The sequence below is a fragment of the Erythrobacter litoralis genome, assembly GCF_029760855.1.
Taxonomy (GTDB): domain Bacteria; phylum Pseudomonadota; class Alphaproteobacteria; order Sphingomonadales; family Sphingomonadaceae; genus Qipengyuania; species Qipengyuania litoralis_A.
On sequence record NZ_SOSI01000002.1, the window covers coordinates 365025 to 381374 of the forward strand.

Here is a 16350-nt window from a genome sequence, read left to right on the forward strand (position 1 = left end):
TCGATTCCTCACCAGCTCGACTTGGTCAGGCCAGGAATGAGGCCCTTGTTGCCGAGGTCGCGCAGTTCGATGCGGTTGAGGCCGAACTTGCGGTAATAGCCGCGGGGGCGGCCGGTGGTGGAGCAGCGGTTACGCACCCGGGTCGGGTTCGCATTACGCGGCAGTTCGGCCATCTTGAGGCGCGCGATCAGACGCTCGCCCTCATCGAGGCTCTTATCGTCCGCGATAGCCTTCAGCTTCGCGTACTTGTCGGCATACTGCTTGACGAGCTTCTTGCGACGCTCGTTCTTGTTGATTGAACTCAGTTTCGCCATTGGACTTAAGTTCCTTTCTTAACTGTCTGCGACGGGGCGGCTCACGCCGCCTCCTTCGCTTCGGCCTGCTGGTCGGCAGGGAACGGGAAACCGAAGAGACGCAGCAATTCGCGCGCTTCCTCGTCGGTCTTCGCCGTGGTGGTTACGATGATGTCCATGCCGCGGACCTTTTCGATGCGGTCATAGGAGATCTCAGGAAAAATGATCTGCTCTTTCAGGCCCATAGCATAGTTGCCGCGCCCGTCGAAGCTCTTCGGGTTCAGGCCGCGAAAGTCGCGGATGCGTGGCATGGCGACGGTCACGAGACGGTCAAGAAATTCGTACATCCGTTCGCGGCGTAGCGTGACCTTCGCACCGATCGGCATGCCTTCGCGCAGCTTGAACTGAGCAATCGACTTCTTGGCCTTGGTGATAACCGGCTTTTGGCCAGCAATCAGTGCCATTTCTTCGGCGGCGGTCTGAACCTTCTTCTTGTCCTGGCTGGCTTCGCCCACACCCATGTTGAGCGTGATCTTTTCCAGACGCGGGACTTCGAGCCGGTTCTTATAGCCGAACTTCTCGGTCATCGCCTTGACGATCTCGTCGTCGTAGCGGGTCTTCATGCGAGGCGTATAATCAGCCATCGATGGTCTCCCCGGACTTCACGGCCACACGCACCTTCTTGCCGTCCTTCTCTTCGAAGCGGACGCGGGTGGGTTTGCCGTCTTTCGGATCGGCCAGCGCGACCTTCGAGATGTTCATCGGCGCTTCGAAGCGGTCGATGCCACCCTGAGGGTTCTGCTGGGTCGGCTTGCGGTGACGGGCAGCCACGTTGACGCCTTCTACGACGACCTTGCCGTCCTTCGGCATCACCCGCGACACAGTGCCGGTCTTGCCCTTGTCCTTGCCGGACAGGACGACGACGCTGTCACCCTTCTTAATCTTTGCGGACGCCATTACAGCACCTCCGGAGCCAGGCTGACGATCTTCATGAAACCGCGGCCACGCAACTCGCGCACCACCGGGCCAAAGATACGCGTGCCAATCGGCTCTTCGTTCTTGTTGACGAGGACGGCGGCATTGCTGTCGAAGCGAATGACGCTGCCGTCGGGACGGCGGACGTCCTTCTTGGTGCGAACGATAACGGCGCGGTGCACGTCGCCCTTCTTCACCTTCGTACGCGGCTGTGCTTCCTTTACGGAAACCACGATCACGTCGCCGACGGACGCGGTGCGGCGCTTGGAGCCGCCCAGTACCTTGATGCACTGGACGCGCTTGGCGCCGCTATTGTCCGCGACGTCGAGATTGGATTGCATCTGGATCATCGATCCGGTTCCTTCTCATTGGCTTGCCGGGACCCGCCCGGCAGTTCCTTCGTCTAACTCAGTTCCGAGCCGCGCGGCTCAGTTGCCGGCCGCCTCGACATCGAGATCGGCTTCGACCGCCTGGGTTCCGCCGGCCGTCACCCGGTCCTTCACGGTCCAGGTCTTGGTCTTCGAAATCGGCTTTGTCTCTTCGATGCGCACGATATCGCCGAGCGTGTACTCATTCGCTTCATCGTGGGCATGGTACTTCTTCGAGCGACGGATGATTTTTCCGTAAAGCGGGTGCTTCACCTTGCGCTCGACGAGCACGGTCACTGTCTTGTCGGTCTTGTCGGAGGTGACGGTCCCGATCAGGATACGCTTGGGCATGGTCTACTCCTTACGCCTTGGCCGTCGCGCTCTTCGCGCGTTCAGTCTGCAGCGTCTTGATCTTGGCGATCGTGCGGCGCACTTCGCGAATGCGCGACGGGTTCTCGAGCTGGTTGGTGGCCGATTGGAAGCGCAGGTTGAATTGCTCGCGCTTCAAAGTGGTCAACTGCTCGGTCAACTGGTCGTCGCTCTTCTGGCGAAGATCGTCGATCTTGGTTTCGTTGGCGGCCATCATTCGCCTCCCAGGTGGCTGGAATCGCCGAAGCGGGCGATAACCTTGGTCTTCACGGGCAGCTTCATCGCCGCACGCTCGAACGCTTCGGCGGCAAGCGGTCCCGCGACACCATCGAGCTCGAACAGGATGCGACCCGGCTTCACGCGCGCGGCCCAGTATTCGACCGAACCCTTGCCCTTACCCTGGCGGACTTCAGCAGGCTTCTTAGATACCGGCACATCGGGGAATACGCGAATCCAAAGACGGCCCTGACGTTTGATGTGGCGTGTGATCGCACGACGAGCCGCCTCGATCTGACGCGCGGTGATCCGCTCCGGCTCCAGCGCCTTCAGGCCGTACGACCCGAAGTTCAGCGTGGTGCCGCCCTTGGCGTTGCCATGGATCTTGCCCTTGAACGCCTTGCGGTACTTGGTTTTCTTCGGTTGCAGCATGGTTCTTTCCTATATCTGCAATCAGCGGGCCGGACGCACGCCGGAGGTCTGCGATTCCATCATCAGACGATCCTGCGCGGTCGGGTCGTGGCCGAGTATCTCGCCCTTGAAGACCCAAACCTTGATGCCGATGATGCCGTATGCGGTTAGCGCTTCGGCTTCGGCATAGTCGATATTGGCACGCAGCGTATGGAGCGGAACGCGACCTTCGCGATACTGTTCGACGCGTGCGATTTCCGCACCACCGAGACGGCCGCCGCACATGATCTTGATGCCTTCGGCACCCAGACGCATGGCAGACTGCATCGCGCGCTTCATCGCCCGGCGGAACGCCACACGACGGATCAACTGATCGGCAATGCCCTGGGCGACGAGCTTCGCGTCGACTTCCGGCTTACGGATTTCAACGATGTTCAGCTTCACTTCGCTCTCGGTCATACTAGCGAGCTTCGTACGCAGCTTCTCGATATCCGCGCCCTTCTTGCCGATGATGACGCCGGGGCGCGCTGCATAGATCGAGATGCGGCACAGCTTAGCCGGACGCTCGATTACGACCTTGGAGATCGCAGCCTGCGGCAGGCTGTTCACGATATGCTTGCGGATTTCGATGTCTTCGCTGAGCAGCTTGGCATAGTCGCGCCCTTCGGCGTACCAGCGGCTGTCCCAGGTGCGGTTGATCTGCAGGCGCAGACCGATCGGATTGCTCTTATGGCCCATCTTTACGCCTCTTCCTGCTCGCGAACCACGATGCGCAGCCGGCTGAACGGCTTCAGGATGCGCGTGGACTTGCCACGGCCCCGCGTGTGGAAGCGCTTCATCGTGATCGACTTGCCGACCGACGCTTCCGCGACGACAAGCGCATCGACATCGAGGTTGTGATTGTTTTCCGCATTGGCAATCGCCGAGGCGAGAACCTTGGTCGCATCGCGAGCCATCGACTTCTTCGAGAAGGCGAGGATGTTCAGCGCCTCTTCTGCCTTCTTGCCGCGGATGAGTTCCGCGACGAGGTTCAGCTTTTGCGCCGAACCACGGATCATCGTACCCGTCGCCAGTGCCTCGTTGTCGGCGACGCGACGGGTTGCTTTCTGCTTAGACATCAGCGCTTACCCTTCTTGTCGGCGGCGTGGCCCGGGAAGGTGCGCGTAGGCGCGAATTCACCGAGCTTGTGGCCGACCATCTCTTCGGAGACGGATACGGGAATGAATTTGTGACCGTTATAGACGTTGAACGTCAGGCCGACGAAGTCGGGAAGGATCGTACTCCGGCGCGACCAGGTCTTGATCGGCTTCGTATTGCTCGCTTCCTGTGCGTCCTGCGCCTTCTTCAGAAGGCTGAGTTCGACGAACGGACCTTTCCATACGGAACGTGCCATGTCCGAATTACCTCTTCTTCTTGGCGTGGCGCGAACGGATGATCATCTTGTCCGTCTGCTTGTTGTTGCGGGTGCGAGCACCCTTAGTCGGCTTGCCCCAAGGAGTGACCGGATGACGGCCACCCGAGGTCCGGCCTTCACCACCACCATGCGGGTGATCGACCGGGTTCTTCGCGACGCCGCGAGTTAGCGGCTTCACGCCCATCCAACGCTTGCGTCCGGCCTTGCCGAAGTTCTGGTTTTGGTTGTCGGGGTTCGACACCGCACCAACCGTACCCATGCAATCGGCGCGCAGGTAACGCTGCTCGCCGCTGTTGAGACGCACGATGACCATCCCACGGTCGCGACCCACGAGCTGGACATAGGAGCCGGCGGCACGGGCGATCTGGCCGCCCTTACCCGGCTTCATTTCCACGTTGTGGCAAATCGTACCGACCGGCATTTGGCCGAGCAGCATCGCATTGCCAGGCTTCGTGTCGGTGCGCTCGCCCGCGATTACCTTGTCGCCGACGGCAAGCCGCTGCGGTGCAAGGATATAAGCAAGCTCGTCGTCCGAATACTTCACCAAGGCGATGAAGGCGGTGCGATTGGGATCGTATTCGATCCGCTCGACCGTACCTTCGACGTCCCACTTGCGGCGCTTGAAGTCTACGAAGCGATACTTCTGTTTGTGGCCGCCAGCCATGCCGCGCGATGTGACGTGGCCCTTGTTGTTCCGGCCGCCGGTCTTGCGCTTACCCTCCACGAGCGACTTGACGGGCTTGCCTTTATACAGGCCCGACTTGTCGACGAGGATGAGGCCGCGGCGTGCGGGGCTCGTCGGTTTGTAGTTCTTGAGTGCCATCTTAAATCACACCCTCTGTCACGTCGATCGGGTCCTGACCTTCGGCCAGCTTGACGATCGCCTTCTTCATGTCGCTGCGCGTGTAGGGTTTACCCCGCCAGCGCTTCGTCTTGCCCTTCACCACGATCGTGTTCACCGCGGCGACCTTCCGATCGAAGATAGCCTCCACGGCCTCCTTGATCTGCGGCTTGGTGGCGGTGTTCGCGACCTTGAAGACGACGGCGTTGTTTTCCGACGCCATCGTGCTCTTCTCGGTGATGTGCGGCGCAAGGACGACGTCGTAATGACGCGCGTCGATCTCGGCTTTCTGCTTCTTAGCCATTGAAACGGCCCTCCAGCTTCTCGACCGCATCCTTAGTGAGGACCAGCGTGTCGTGCTTCAGGATGTCGTAGACATTGGCGCCCATCGCCGGGAGCACGTTGACACCCGGAAGGTTGCCGGCGGCCTTCTTGAAGCCGTCGTTCACGCTGTCGCCGTCGATCACCAGGATCTTGCCGCTCCAGCCATTTTTCTCGAAATGGCCCTTAAGCGCCTTCGTCTTGGCTTCGACGAGGTCGAGGTTGTCGACGACGACCAAGCCGTCCTTCGCCTTGCTCGAAAGCGCCATCTTCAGACCGAGGGCGCGGACCTTTTTGTTCAGCGACTGCTCGAACTCGCGCTTGCGCGCACCGTGCGCCTTGCCGCCGCCGATAAAGATCGGAGCGCCGCGATCGCCGTGACGTGCGCCGCCCGAACCCTTCTGGCGACCGAACTTCTTGCCGGTACGCGCCACATCCGAACGCTCGCGCGTTGGGCGGGCGGTACCGCGCCGGTTCTCGAGCTGCCACGTGACAACCCGGTGGAGAATGTCGGCGCGCGGCTCGATACCGAACACGTCGTCGTTCAGCTCGATATCGCCCGAAGAGGCTCCGTCGATTTTCTGGACCTTCACCTTCATGGCGATCAGCCCTCCTTGCTCTCGCCGTCGCCGGTATCGGCGGCAGGCGTATCGGTGGTGTTCTCGGTCTCGGCGCCAGCTTCCTGTTCCTTGAGCAGACGTTCCTGCTCTTCGGTGGAAACCTCGGTTCCGACCTCATGCTCCGCGCCGCTCTCGACCAAGCCGGCATCGGCTTCCTGATGATCGAATTCATCGCGATTGCGGCGCATTACACCGGGGAACGGCAGGTCGTCGCTCGACTTTGCCTTTACGGCGTCACGGACCAAGAGCCAGCCATTCTTCGCACCGGGCACAGAACCCTTGACGAAGAGAAGGCCACGATCGGCATCCGTGCGAACGATTTCAAGGTTCTGCTGGGTACGCTGACGGTCGCCCATGTGGCCGGCCATCTTCTTGCCCTTGAACACTCGACCCGGATCCTGGCGGTTACCCGTCGAACCGTGCGAACGGTGCGAGATGGAGACGCCATGCGTCGCACGCAAACCGCCGAAGCCCCAACGCTTCATGGCGCCGGCAAAGCCCTTGCCCTGCGTGTGTCCGGTGATGTCGACCTTTTGGCCGGCGATAAAATGTTCGGCAGAAATGAACGCACCGACGGGGAGGAGACCCTCCTCGTTCTCGACACGGAATTCCGCGACGCGCATCTTCAATGCCACTTCCGCCTTGGCGAAAGCTTCGCGTTGCGGTTTGCTCACGTTCTTCTGTTTCGCTTCGCCCGAGCCGACCTGAACGCCGAAATAGCCGTCCTTGTCGCCGGTGCGGTGCGCGGTGACCTGGCAATCTTCCAGCGCCAGAACGGTTACCGGCACGTGCCGACCGTCCTCTTGGAAGAGGCGGGTCATCCCGACTTTCTTTGCGATAACGCCTGTGCGCATCGTCAAACTCCTCGACAGAGGCACCCCGGCCCATCCGAGGTGCGTGCTTGGCCCGTTTGTGATGCGTCGCCCCGCCCGGGCCAAAATGCCTCCCATATCCGAAGAGAAGGGAAGCGAGACGGGGGACGCAGACCCGGATCAGATCCGGCGGTATCCCGATGTCTTGCCGATTATCGCTAACCGGCGGGGGAATCGAGAGCCCCAGAACTCTCGGCGGTTTTCAGTCCCGCCGCGGACCAATCAATATCAAGCCAGCTTGATCTCGACGTTAACGCCGGCCGAAAGGTCGAGCTTCATCAGAGCATCGACCGTCTGGGCGTTCGGCTGCACAATGTCCAGCAGCCGCTTGTAGGTACGCACCTCGAACTGCTCGCGCGACTTCTTGTCGATGTGCGGGCCGCGGTTCACGGTGAACTTCTCGATACGCGTCGGCATGGGAATGGGACCGCGAATAAGCGCGCCCGTACGACGGGCCGTGTCGGCGATTTCGCCAGTCGCCTGGTCGAGAACGCGATGATCGAACGCCTTGAGGCGAATGCGGATATTCTGAGCTTCCATTACCTACACCGATGCGAAAGAGCCATGCGAACCAGCGGGTGGCCCGCAAACAAAAAGAAAAGGCCCGCCCCGCTATGTCCGGTTTCCCGGTACGGGCGGCCTTTTGGAAATTCGAAGGACGCCGGACGAATCCCGCGTCTGTTGGAGGGCCTATACGGAGGACATTTCCGCCTGACAACCCCCGTTTTGGGTAAAATCCGCCGAAGATACGTCGAGCCGTGTCGACGGCAGGTTCGTCCTTCCACAAAAAGCGAAAGCCCGCCCCCGATAAAGGGAGCGGGCCATCTCTGGAGCGACGCGCCGAAGCGCGAAGCGGCTTACTTCGAGATCGAGCTGACGACGCCCGAGCCGACGGTACGGCCGCCTTCGCGAATAGCGAAACGCAGACCTTCGTCCATCGCGATCGGCGCGATGAGCTTGACGTCGATCGTGACGTTGTCGCCCGGCATCACCATTTCGGTGCCTTCGGGCAGAACCACTTCGCCCGTCACGTCGGTCGTGCGGAAGTAGAACTGTGGACGGTAGTTGGCGAAGAATGGCGTGTGACGGCCACCCTCGTCCTTCGACAGGACATAGACCTCGGCGCTGAAGTCGGTATGCGGCGTGACCGAACCCGGCTTGGCGAGAACCTGGCCACGTTCCACGTCTTCACGCGCAACGCCGCGGATAAGGGCACCGATATTGTCGCCGGCTTCGCCGCGATCGAGCAGCTTGCGGAACATTTCGACGCCGGTCACGGTCGTCTTGCTGGTGTCCTTGATGCCGACGATCTCGACTTCGTCGCCGACATTCACAACGCCGGTTTCAACACGGCCGGTGACGACCGTACCACGACCCGAGATCGAGAACACGTCTTCGATCGGCATGAGGAACGGCTTGTCGACCGGACGGTCGGGAGTCGGGATGTGCTCGTCGACGGCCGCCATCAGTTCCTTGATGGAGTTTTCGCCGATTTCCGGATCGCGACCTTCGAGAGCGGCAAGTGCCGAACCCTTGATGATCGGAATGTTGTCGCCGTCGAAGTCGTAGCTCGAAAGCAGTTCGCGAACTTCGAGTTCGACGAGTTCGAGGATTTCCTCGTCGTCGACCTGATCGACCTTATTCATGTACACGACCAGCGCCGGAACACCGACCTGACGGGCGAGCAGGATGTGCTCACGAGTCTGCGGCATAGGACCGTCGGCGGCATTCACGACCAGGATCGCACCGTCCATCTGCGCGGCACCGGTGATCATGTTCTTCACATAGTCGGCGTGACCCGGGCAGTCGACATGCGCATAGTGGCGCGCATCGGTTTCGTATTCGACGTGAGCGGTCGAGATGGTGATGCCGCGCTCACGCTCTTCGGGCGCCTTATCGATGTTCGAGAAATCAACCGGTGCGTCCTGCACCTTCGTGATCGCCGCCGTCAGCGTCGTCTTGCCGTGGTCGACGTGGCCGATCGTGCCGACGTTGACGTGCGGCTTGTTACGCTCGAATTTTTCCTTCGCCATTTTCCAATAACCTTTGTCTTGAAGATGAATTTCTGCGGGGAGGAAACGGCGCCCGCGGAATCAGGCGCCGCCCCTAAACGGTGAAGCCGCCTTAGGCAAGCTTCTCCTTGACTTCCTGCGCCACGTTTGCCGGCACTTCGTCGTAGTGACTGAACTGCATCGAATACTGCGCACGCCCTTGCGTGAACGAGCGCAGTTCGTTGACGTAGCCGAACATGTTCGCAAGCGGCACGTTCGCTTCGACCGCTTGCGCATTGCCACGCGTATCGGTGCCCTGAATCTGGCCACGACGGCTGTTCAAGTCGCCAATTACGTCACCGAGATAATCCTCGGGCGTCACGACCTCGACCTTCATGATCGGCTCGAGCAGCTTGATGCCCGAACGATCTGCCACTTCGCGCATCGCACCCCGACCCGCGATTTCGAACGCGATCGCGCTCGAGTCGACGTCATGGTACGCACCGTCGTAAAGCTCGACGGTAAAGTCGATGATCGGGAAGCCGACGAGATGACCGCTTTCGGCCTGCTCACGGAAGCCCTTTTCGATCGCGGGGATATATTCCTTCGGAATGTTACCGCCCTTGATGCTGTCTTCGAACACGAAGCCCTGGCCGCGCTCACCCGGGGTGACCTTTACCTTGACGCGGCCGAACTGACCCGAACCACCCGACTGCTTCTTGTGCGTGTAGTCGACATCGACGGGCTTGCCGAGATATTCGCGATACGCAACCTGCGGTGCGCCGACGTTCGCCTCGACCTTGAACTCGCGCTTCATGCGATCGACGAGGATGTCGAGATGAAGCTCGCCCATGCCCTTGATGATCGTCTGACCCGACTCGTGGTCGGTGGTGACGCGGAAGCTCGGATCTTCGGCAGCCAGGCGATTGAGCGCGACGCCCATCTTTTCCTGGTCAGCCTTGGTCTTGGGTTCCACCGACAATTCGATAACCGGCTCGGGGAATTCCATCCGCTCGAGGATGATCGGCTTTGCCGGATCGCACAGCGTGTCGCCCGTGGTCGTGTCCTTCATGCCAGCCAGCGCAACGATGTCGCCGGCAAAGGCCTCATCGATGTCTTCCCGGTTGTTGGAATGCATCAGCAGCATGCGGCCGATCTTTTCCTTCTTGTCCTTCACCGAGTTCATCACCGTGCCCTTGGCGAGCTTGCCGGAATAGATGCGGGTGAATGTCAGCGAGCCGACGAAGGGATCGTTCATGATCTTGAACGCGAGGGCGGAGAACGGCGCGTCGTCTGAAGACGGACGGGTTTCTTCCACATCGCTATCGGGCAAGACGCCCTTGATCGCCGGAACGTCGAGCGGCGACGGCATGTAATCCACCACTGCGTCGAGGAGGGGCTGGACGCCCTTGTTCTTGAACGCCGAACCACACAGCACCGGAACGAAGGCGCGCGCCATTGTGCCCTTGCGGATAAGACGCTTGAGCGTCGCCGCGTCGGGCTCGGTGCCTTCGAGATAAGCTTCCATGACATCGTCGTCCTGCTCGACGGCGGTCTCGATCAGCTTCTCGCGATATTCCGCAGCCTTGTCGGCCATGTCGGCGGGGATTTCGACGAACTCGTACTTCGCACCGAGATCTTCGGCCTGCCACACGATGCCGCGATTGTTGACGAGATCGACGACGCCCTTGAGGTCGCTTTCCGCGCCGATCGGGAGATACAGCACCAGCGGGGTCGCGCCGAGGCGGTCGATGATCGACTGTACGCAGTAATAGAAGTCTGCGCCGGTGCGGTCTAGTTTGTTGATGAAGCACATTCTGGGAACGCCGTACTTGTCGGCCTGGCGCCATACGGTTTCCGATTGGGGTTCGACCCCGGCAACTCCATCAAAAACGGCTACCGCGCCGTCCAGCACGCGCAGCGAGCGTTCGACTTCGATGGTGAAGTCCACGTGTCCGGGCGTGTCGATGATGTTGATGCGGTGCTTGGGCTGGTCGGCGCGCAGCGCTTCGGGGTCCGACATCGGATCCATCGTCGCGTCTTCGGCGGTCCAGAACGTGGTCGTCGCGGCCGACGTGATGGTGATGCCGCGCTCCTGCTCCTGCTCCATCCAGTCCATCGTGGCGGCGCCGTCATGGACTTCGCCGATCTTGTAGGACTTGCCGGTGTAATACAGGATACGCTCGGTCGTGGTGGTCTTGCCGGCATCGATGTGGGCCATGATGCCGATATTGCGGTACCGCTCCAGCGGATAATCGCGGGCCATAAGGATTTCCTCGAGGTGTAAGGGGTGAGACGTCTCACCCCCCATATGGTGATTTGTGTGACGGGTTTAAGACGGGAACGCCAACGCCATAGCGCCGCGCGGCCCCGCCCTGCCCCGATGCCGCAGGCTAACGCCTACCAGCGATAGTGGCTGAACGCCCGGTTGGCGTCCGCCATGCGGTGCGTGTCTTCGCGCTTCTTGACCGCGTTGCCGCGATTGTTGGCGGCATCCATCAGCTCGCCCGAAAGGCGCGCGCTCATGGTGGTTTCCGGGCGACCGCGCGCGGCGGTGATCATCCAGCGGATGGCCAGCGCCTGGGCACGCTCGGGGCGAACCTCGACCGGCACCTGGTAGGTCGCACCGCCGACGCGGCGGCTGCGCACTTCGACCTGCGGCTTTATGTTGTCGAGCGCGGCGTGGAACACCTCGACCGGATTGGCCTTGGCCTTTTCCTCGACCACGTCGAGCGCGGAATAGACGATACCTTCTGCGACGGCCTTCTTGCCGTCATACATCAGGTTGTTCATGAACTTCGACAGCACCAGATCCCCGAACTTGGGATCGGGCAGGATTTCCCGCTTCTCGGGACGACGACGACGTGACATGGCACGAATTCCTTCTCTTGGAGCATTGCACCCTTCCCACACCGTCACCCTGAACTCGGTTCAGGGTCCATCGGGCGGAACGGGCGGCGCTCTGAACTAACCGAACCTGCATCGGCGGAGCCATGGATCCTGAACCGCGTTCAGGATGACGGCCCTGCCGCGAGGCAGCACCTTACTTCGGACGCTTGGCGCCGTACTTGGAACGGCTCTGCTTGCGGTCCTTCACGCCCTGCGTATCGAGCACGCCGCGAAGGACGTGGTAGCGAACGCCGGGAAGGTCGCGCACACGGCCGCCGCGGATCAGCACGACGCTGTGTTCCTGCAGGTTGTGGCCTTCGCCCGGAATGTAGGAGATGACTTCGCGCTGGTTGGTCAGGCGGACCTTGGCAACCTTGCGCAATGCCGAGTTCGGCTTCTTCGGGGTCGTCGTATAGACGCGGGTGCAGACGCCGCGCTTCTGCGGGTTCTGCTCCATCGCAGGGACCTTGCTCTTGGCCTTCTGCGGGGTGCGGCCCTTGCGGACCAGCTGGTTGATCGTCGGCATGTGAGTTCTTTCTCTTCACCGTGTGATGGCGGCGACTAGCGGGTGACAAGGTGGTGTGTCGGGTTCATGCGGTTGCGACGCGCGCGGTGCAAAGAAGCACCGGGGCGGTCTGTTCGCACGAGCCTGAAACGCTCCACCCATCGGCCCACACGGCCACCGGGTTACTTTGACGGCTGCCCCGAACGCCCTCGCCCCGCTGGCCCCGAAGGACGCGCGAAGCCGGAGGTCCAATAGAAAAGAGCCCAATCGCAAGCGCGACAGGCTCCCGGGACATAACCGGCAATGTTCAGCTCTATCTGCCCGATGTTGGACGAATCCTACACCGGATGGGTGCGCTATTAGAGGGAGAGGGAGTGTGGGTCAAGGGAGCATTGTCAATGCGCGACCCGAAGTTTTTTCAGAAGCTTTTCGGACCTCGCAGAAAACTTTCGAATGCGTTGCAATTTACGTAGTCTCTCTACAACTTTGTCAAAATCAAGTATGTCCAAACAACTTTCTCGAGTGATAACACGGTGATCACCAGACCCTCCCGTATCAAAAGCCTCAAGAAACCTAAAAAAATCTTCGATCTTAGCTGTTTCCCTTTTAATAAACGCGCGCACGTTGTGCGCATATCCGCCCTGCGCCCACGCGAATATTATTTGATTGAAGACAGGTGACCCAATAAGATCATCAATTTTTGATAATTTCAATCTCTCGTTGAATCCGTTTAGCGCATAATCAAGTTGATCTTCCGACAAGATCCAAACTTTCTCAGAATCTTTCTGATCATTTACGCGCCCATGAGAGAAGGTTTCTGACCTCAAAACGCTTGTCATCCATCCGATAGATGGACTTTCCCTAAACAAATTCTGTAATTCTGCAGGACTTATCATCTTCGGATGGCTGTATTTGAAAACTCGCCTCGCTTCAGGCCACAATAAAGGCTCACGGAACAGTTCGTCAATTTTGGAAGTCACCGCAGAATGGTCTCCCACTATTGTCATCGCTTTAAACAGGGAGGCCGCCCCCTTCTCAGACATCAAGTATTGTCTTTCGCCTGCAAGGCGGTTGAAGCAAGCTTCAATTTGATCGACTTTCTCTTGATCAAAGGCGCTAAGCAATAAATCCGATATTGTTTCTTCAGACTCCATGGATGAAATGAGCGACGAGAACAGTTCCTGATCTGGAGCATCAGAAGAAAATGTATTTGCAAAGTAAATTCGATAATGGTCAGGAGAACCGATCCTCTGAAGACGACCAGCATCAAGAACTCTTACTTCCGTATTAAATAAATGATTCCGAGTATCGGAATTCGCATCTAGCCTATTGATACCCGGAACTATGGAACTCAAAGCGAGGAGCTCGTGATTAAGGTCCAAGTTCTCCTTGCTGAGTATCTCTTTCAACCTGTCGAATGCGTTTTTTTCATGATTGTCCGTAAGTGAAGCCTTACCAACTGCCACTACGGAGAAGGAAATTAGATATTGCTCCAACCATTCGTAGTAGGGACTGCAACCCGCTTTCAAAATAGATACAAAAATTGCATCGGGGAGATATAGGTCATGGTTTCCTAAGAGAAAGAGTACATAGTCTATTGCTTGATCAAGACGGCGCGGATTAGTTATGTATCGACTCCCCCATCTTCCTATAACGCTTTCGATAAGCTGGCTATCCGAAATAGCGATATCGAACCCAATTTCCGCAAGTCGTAAAGCTAATTTTTTTCGGAACATTCTGCGAAGTGCAAAACTTTCAGGCGCTGGCATCAATAATTCAAATTGCACGATTTTCTCGAGAAAATCTTGGCCGTCCTTGTATTTCAAGGTTTCCCTTACTGAATGGCTGATCTTATCTCTATCATAAAGCAGGATATAGATCAGATTGGGAAAATCTGCAATTGCCCGGACTGTTGTTAAAATATCAGAAACCCTTTCAGGCTCGATTCTATCAAGATCATCCACAATTACAAAAATTGGACTGTCGATTAGGAGTAAAGCGTCAGATATATTTTTCTTCATTTTCGCAAACGATGGAGCCTTGTCGTTCTCTGAAAATACATCCATAGCGTCAGCTACAAGGGAACCACCTGGAACACCCATTTTTCCAGCGAACCTGGCAAGATTAGTCGCTGGACGCAGTTTTTGTGCAAACCGGCTTAGGCTGTGCGAAACGTTACGCAGTTCCGACCACGCGCCCTCCGCTTTCCCCCCATTATCGTTAGCGAATTCGCGAAGCTGTCGAGCGAATTCAGAGAGAAAAAAACCTACTACATCGTCTCCGGGAGGGATCGCCCACGGGCTGATTGTAATAACAGCGTCTTTGCTTGAGGTTATCCGTTCGCGATAAGCAAAAATCATATTCAAAAGGCTTGTTTTTCCGGTTCCCCAACCTCCTGAGATACCTAGAACGAAACCTGATTTCGCATTAAGGTTGTCAAGTGTCGTAGCCAAATGGATCGCCAAATTTGACAATCCAAGTTCGTCGTCATCAATCCGTCTAATTGGTGCAGAACGCTGCATACAATACCCACTACGCCTGAGTTACATTATTTCCGGTGGCATTTGAAACTATAGACCCGCGGGCGGCAAACCCCAATTCCCATTTTCCTACCCCGCCAAAACCTGCTCCCTGCGCGGGGCCATGACCCAGCCCACCCGCAAGATCGCTCGCCAGGCCACCTCCGCCGTCGCCTATGTTGCACCAGCGCCGGAGGACGACGATCCGCTGCTCGCCTTCGACCCCTATCTCCACACCGCGCCACGTCGCAATTCGATCACGCCCAACCTGCAGCGTCGCTTCGTCGCCACGCTCGCGGCCACGGGCATCGTGACGCAGGCCGCCCGCTCCATCGGCAAGAGCATGGAGGCGCTGTACAAGCTGCGCGCGCGGCCCGGGGCGGAAGGGTTTGCGGGCGCGTGGGATGCGGCGCTGGAGCGCGGGGTGCAGCGGCTGGAGGATTGCGCGCTCGAACGCGCGCTGAAAGGCACGCCGACGCCGATCGTCTCGGCCGGCAAGCTGCTCGGCACGTGGGACAAGCCCGACAATACGCTGCTACGCTTCCTCCTCCAGCATCGTCTGCCGGCCCGCTACGGCGTGCAGGACGTGAAGCCGGGCCATCCCCTGTATGAAAGCATCCGCGCCGAGGTGCTGGCCGAGATCGAGGCGGCGCGGCCCGACGAGGACGAGCTTATCGAGGGCATCAACGCCAAGCTCTCCCTGATGCGCAACCGCATGATCATCGCGGGCGAGATCGAGCCCGCGACCGAGGAGGAGCGGCGGCTGATCGCGGAGGACGATACGGTGGGCGACGATATATAGTCACATTTTAGTTGTGGGCGGCGGCGATCCGTGCAAACAGGCGGCCTCGACCCGGAGTCGGCGTCTCTTCCCTATAACGCCGCCTCCACCCTTGAAGCCCCGCTCCACCGGCGGGGCTTCATTTTATGCGGTGAGGAAGTCCACCAGCGCCTTCACCTTACGGGTGCGCCATTGCGGCGTGGGGGCGACCAGCCAGTACGCCCGGCGGCCGGGTTCGGGGCCGTCCAGCGCATCGAGCCGGCCTTCCGCGATGGCGTCCTTCACCAGCAGTTCCGGCAGCATGGCACGGCCCAGCCCCGCCAACGCGCCCGACAGCGCCTGCCCCGCATTGGACACGGTGACGACCGGCTTCTCGCCCTCGGGCAGCGGCACGCCCCAGTCGATCCAGCGCGCGGGCGCCCCGCCGATCGCCTCCGCCCGCGCCACGGTGACGCGGCTGGCGGGGGCAAGCTCGACGCCTTCGAGGTCGCCCGGCCCGTCGACCAGGCGGATCGCGCAGTCGAGATTGACTTCGGTGAAGTCGGCATTCTCGTCGGCGACGAAGGTGAAGCTGGTGTCCGCCCTCTCGGCGGCGAATTCGGCGAGGCGCGGGGCGAGCCACTGGGCGTAGAATTCGCGCGGGGCGGCGATAGTGTAACTGTCCGACGCCTGCCCCGCCTGCATGGCGGAGACGCTTTCCTCGAACTTGAGGAACCCTTCGCGCAAGGCATCGAGCCCAGCGGCGCCCTCCTGCGTCAGCTCCAGCCCCTTGCTGGTGCGGCGGAAGAGGACGGTGCCCAGATGCTCCTCCAGCGCGCGGATCTGCTGGCCGACGGCGGCGGGCGTCACCGCCAGCTCGTCCGCCGCGCGGGTGAAGGAGAGATGCCGGGCGGCGGCGTCGTAAACCCTGAGGGCGTTGAGGGGCAGGTGCGTGCGCTTCATGCCAGCCGATTAGGCAATGCACG

At 59.7% G+C, this 16350-nt stretch carries 22 protein-coding genes; 1 reads left to right on the top strand and 21 read right to left on the bottom strand.

Annotated features, from left to right (window positions below):
• Nucleotides 1–8 precede the first annotated feature (8 nt).
• The 20 genes from rpsN to E3U23_RS04745 form a co-directional block, all read right to left on the bottom strand.
• Nucleotides 9–314 carry a 30S ribosomal protein S14 gene (gene rpsN, locus E3U23_RS04650; protein WP_279350034.1) on the bottom strand — a complete coding sequence of 102 codons (306 nt, stop codon included), beginning with the start codon at nucleotides 312–314 and terminating at the stop codon, nucleotides 9–11.
• A 41-nt stretch (nucleotides 315–355) separates the two neighbouring features.
• On the bottom strand, nucleotides 356–937 hold the full coding sequence (gene rplE / locus E3U23_RS04655; RefSeq protein ID WP_279350035.1) for a 50S ribosomal protein L5: 582 nt from the start codon (nucleotides 935–937) through the stop codon (nucleotides 356–358).
• Complete coding sequence (gene rplX / locus E3U23_RS04660) at nucleotides 930–1250, bottom strand: 50S ribosomal protein L24 (protein ID WP_279350036.1); 321 nt, start codon at nucleotides 1248–1250, stop codon at nucleotides 930–932. Before rplX ends, rplE begins: the two co-directional genes overlap by 8 nt.
• Nucleotides 1250–1618: a 50S ribosomal protein L14 gene (gene rplN / locus E3U23_RS04665; RefSeq protein ID WP_279350037.1), complete on the bottom strand. Its 369-nt coding sequence runs from the start codon at nucleotides 1616–1618 to the stop codon at nucleotides 1250–1252. Before rplN ends, rplX begins: the two co-directional genes overlap by 1 nt.
• A 78-nt stretch (nucleotides 1619–1696) precedes the next feature.
• Complete coding sequence (gene rpsQ, locus E3U23_RS04670; protein ID WP_279350038.1) at nucleotides 1697–1987, bottom strand: 30S ribosomal protein S17; 291 nt, start codon at nucleotides 1985–1987, stop codon at nucleotides 1697–1699.
• Nucleotides 1988–1997: 10 nt separating this feature from the next.
• Complete coding sequence (gene rpmC / locus E3U23_RS04675) at nucleotides 1998–2219, bottom strand: 50S ribosomal protein L29 (protein WP_431732657.1); 222 nt, start codon at nucleotides 2217–2219, stop codon at nucleotides 1998–2000.
• Nucleotides 2219–2653, bottom strand: a complete 435-nt coding sequence (rplP, locus tag E3U23_RS04680; protein WP_279350040.1) for a 50S ribosomal protein L16 — start codon at nucleotides 2651–2653, stop codon at nucleotides 2219–2221. Before rplP ends, rpmC begins: the two co-directional genes overlap by 1 nt.
• Nucleotides 2654–2674: 21 nt before the next feature.
• Nucleotides 2675–3370: a 30S ribosomal protein S3 gene (gene rpsC, locus E3U23_RS04685; RefSeq protein ID WP_279350041.1), complete on the bottom strand. Its 696-nt coding sequence runs from the start codon at nucleotides 3368–3370 to the stop codon at nucleotides 2675–2677.
• 2 nt (nucleotides 3371–3372) lie between these two features.
• Complete coding sequence (gene rplV, locus E3U23_RS04690) at nucleotides 3373–3750, bottom strand: 50S ribosomal protein L22 (protein WP_279350042.1); 378 nt, start codon at nucleotides 3748–3750, stop codon at nucleotides 3373–3375.
• On the bottom strand, nucleotides 3750–4025 hold the full coding sequence (gene rpsS / locus E3U23_RS04695; RefSeq protein WP_279350043.1) for a 30S ribosomal protein S19: 276 nt from the start codon (nucleotides 4023–4025) through the stop codon (nucleotides 3750–3752). Before rpsS ends, rplV begins: the two co-directional genes overlap by 1 nt.
• A 7-nt stretch (nucleotides 4026–4032) precedes the next feature.
• Nucleotides 4033–4869 (bottom strand): 50S ribosomal protein L2, encoded by an 837-nt coding sequence (rplB, locus tag E3U23_RS04700; protein WP_279350044.1) that lies wholly within the window; start codon nucleotides 4867–4869, stop codon nucleotides 4033–4035.
• A 1-nt stretch (nucleotide 4870) separates the two neighbouring features.
• On the bottom strand, nucleotides 4871–5191 hold the full coding sequence (locus tag E3U23_RS04705; protein ID WP_279350045.1) for a 50S ribosomal protein L23: 321 nt from the start codon (nucleotides 5189–5191) through the stop codon (nucleotides 4871–4873).
• On the bottom strand, nucleotides 5184–5807 hold the full coding sequence (rplD, locus tag E3U23_RS04710; RefSeq protein ID WP_279350046.1) for a 50S ribosomal protein L4: 624 nt from the start codon (nucleotides 5805–5807) through the stop codon (nucleotides 5184–5186). The genes E3U23_RS04705 and rplD overlap by 8 nt, the downstream gene beginning before the upstream one ends.
• 5 nt (nucleotides 5808–5812) lie before the next feature.
• The gene (gene rplC, locus E3U23_RS04715; RefSeq protein WP_279350047.1) at nucleotides 5813–6682 is read right to left on the bottom strand and encodes a 50S ribosomal protein L3; all 870 of its coding nucleotides are present in this window, start codon (nucleotides 6680–6682) and stop codon (nucleotides 5813–5815) included.
• A 246-nt stretch (nucleotides 6683–6928) separates the two neighbouring features.
• A complete protein-coding gene (gene rpsJ / locus E3U23_RS04720) occupies nucleotides 6929–7240 on the bottom strand; it encodes a 30S ribosomal protein S10 (RefSeq protein ID WP_279350048.1) in 312 nt (103 codons plus the stop codon).
• A gap of 317 nt (nucleotides 7241–7557) precedes the next feature.
• Nucleotides 7558–8733 carry an elongation factor Tu gene (gene tuf / locus E3U23_RS04725; protein WP_279350049.1) on the bottom strand — a complete coding sequence of 392 codons (1176 nt, stop codon included), beginning with the start codon at nucleotides 8731–8733 and terminating at the stop codon, nucleotides 7558–7560.
• Between the two features lie 91 nt (nucleotides 8734–8824).
• Nucleotides 8825–10957, bottom strand: a complete 2133-nt coding sequence (fusA, locus tag E3U23_RS04730) for an elongation factor G (RefSeq protein ID WP_279350050.1) — start codon at nucleotides 10955–10957, stop codon at nucleotides 8825–8827.
• A 134-nt stretch (nucleotides 10958–11091) separates the two neighbouring features.
• On the bottom strand, nucleotides 11092–11562 hold the full coding sequence (rpsG, locus tag E3U23_RS04735; protein WP_279350051.1) for a 30S ribosomal protein S7: 471 nt from the start codon (nucleotides 11560–11562) through the stop codon (nucleotides 11092–11094).
• 172 nt (nucleotides 11563–11734) lie between these two features.
• Nucleotides 11735–12106, bottom strand: coding sequence for a 30S ribosomal protein S12 (rpsL, locus tag E3U23_RS04740; protein WP_007164630.1), 372 nt, complete (start codon nucleotides 12104–12106; stop codon nucleotides 11735–11737).
• A 374-nt stretch (nucleotides 12107–12480) separates the two neighbouring features.
• Nucleotides 12481–14607, bottom strand: a complete 2127-nt coding sequence (locus tag E3U23_RS04745; RefSeq protein WP_279350052.1) for a KAP family P-loop NTPase fold protein — start codon at nucleotides 14605–14607, stop codon at nucleotides 12481–12483.
• Nucleotides 14608–14728: 121 nt separating this feature from the next.
• On the opposite strand from E3U23_RS04745, the gene E3U23_RS04750 reads away from it, so the two are divergent.
• Nucleotides 14729–15406 carry a hypothetical protein gene (locus E3U23_RS04750; protein WP_279350053.1) on the top strand — a complete coding sequence of 226 codons (678 nt, stop codon included), beginning with the start codon at nucleotides 14729–14731 and terminating at the stop codon, nucleotides 15404–15406.
• 123 nt (nucleotides 15407–15529) lie between these two features.
• Here E3U23_RS04750 and E3U23_RS04755 read toward each other — a convergent pair whose 3' ends face one another.
• The gene (locus tag E3U23_RS04755; protein ID WP_279350054.1) at nucleotides 15530–16327 is read right to left on the bottom strand and encodes a LysR family transcriptional regulator; all 798 of its coding nucleotides are present in this window, start codon (nucleotides 16325–16327) and stop codon (nucleotides 15530–15532) included.
• Between the last annotated feature and the right edge of the window lie 23 nt (nucleotides 16328–16350).

Coding starts and splice junctions, on each gene's coding strand:
- rpsN (WP_279350034.1), bottom strand. CDS start 314: ATGGCGAAACTGAGTTCAATCAACAAGAACGAGCGTCGCAAGAAGCTC.
- rplE (WP_279350035.1), bottom strand. CDS start 937: ATGGCTGATTATACGCCTCGCATGAAGACCCGCTACGACGACGAGATC.
- rplX (WP_279350036.1), bottom strand. CDS start 1,250: ATGGCGTCCGCAAAGATTAAGAAGGGTGACAGCGTCGTCGTCCTGTCC.
- rplN (WP_279350037.1), bottom strand. CDS start 1,618: ATGATCCAGATGCAATCCAATCTCGACGTCGCGGACAATAGCGGCGCC.
- rpsQ (WP_279350038.1), bottom strand. CDS start 1,987: ATGCCCAAGCGTATCCTGATCGGGACCGTCACCTCCGACAAGACCGAC.
- rpmC (WP_431732657.1), bottom strand. CDS start 2,219: ATGGCCGCCAACGAAACCAAGATCGACGATCTTCGCCAGAAGAGCGAC.
- rplP (WP_279350040.1), bottom strand. CDS start 2,653: ATGCTGCAACCGAAGAAAACCAAGTACCGCAAGGCGTTCAAGGGCAAG.
- rpsC (WP_279350041.1), bottom strand. CDS start 3,370: ATGGGCCATAAGAGCAATCCGATCGGTCTGCGCCTGCAGATCAACCGC.
- rplV (WP_279350042.1), bottom strand. CDS start 3,750: ATGTCTAAGCAGAAAGCAACCCGTCGCGTCGCCGACAACGAGGCACTG.
- rpsS (WP_279350043.1), bottom strand. CDS start 4,025: ATGGCACGTTCCGTATGGAAAGGTCCGTTCGTCGAACTCAGCCTTCTG.
- rplB (WP_279350044.1), bottom strand. CDS start 4,869: ATGGCACTCAAGAACTACAAACCGACGAGCCCCGCACGCCGCGGCCTC.
- E3U23_RS04705 (WP_279350045.1), bottom strand. CDS start 5,191: ATGGCTAAGAAGCAGAAAGCCGAGATCGACGCGCGTCATTACGACGTC.
- rplD (WP_279350046.1), bottom strand. CDS start 5,807: ATGAAGGTGAAGGTCCAGAAAATCGACGGAGCCTCTTCGGGCGATATC.
- rplC (WP_279350047.1), bottom strand. CDS start 6,682: ATGCGCACAGGCGTTATCGCAAAGAAAGTCGGGATGACCCGCCTCTTC.
- rpsJ (WP_279350048.1), bottom strand. CDS start 7,240: ATGGAAGCTCAGAATATCCGCATTCGCCTCAAGGCGTTCGATCATCGC.
- tuf (WP_279350049.1), bottom strand. CDS start 8,733: ATGGCGAAGGAAAAATTCGAGCGTAACAAGCCGCACGTCAACGTCGGC.
- fusA (WP_279350050.1), bottom strand. CDS start 10,957: ATGGCCCGCGATTATCCGCTGGAGCGGTACCGCAATATCGGCATCATG.
- rpsG (WP_279350051.1), bottom strand. CDS start 11,562: ATGTCACGTCGTCGTCGTCCCGAGAAGCGGGAAATCCTGCCCGATCCC.
- rpsL (WP_007164630.1), bottom strand. CDS start 12,106: ATGCCGACGATCAACCAGCTGGTCCGCAAGGGCCGCACCCCGCAGAAG.
- E3U23_RS04745 (WP_279350052.1), bottom strand. CDS start 14,607: ATGCAGCGTTCTGCACCAATTAGACGGATTGATGACGACGAACTTGGA.
- E3U23_RS04750 (WP_279350053.1), top strand. CDS start 14,729: ATGACCCAGCCCACCCGCAAGATCGCTCGCCAGGCCACCTCCGCCGTC.
- E3U23_RS04755 (WP_279350054.1), bottom strand. CDS start 16,327: ATGAAGCGCACGCACCTGCCCCTCAACGCCCTCAGGGTTTACGACGCC.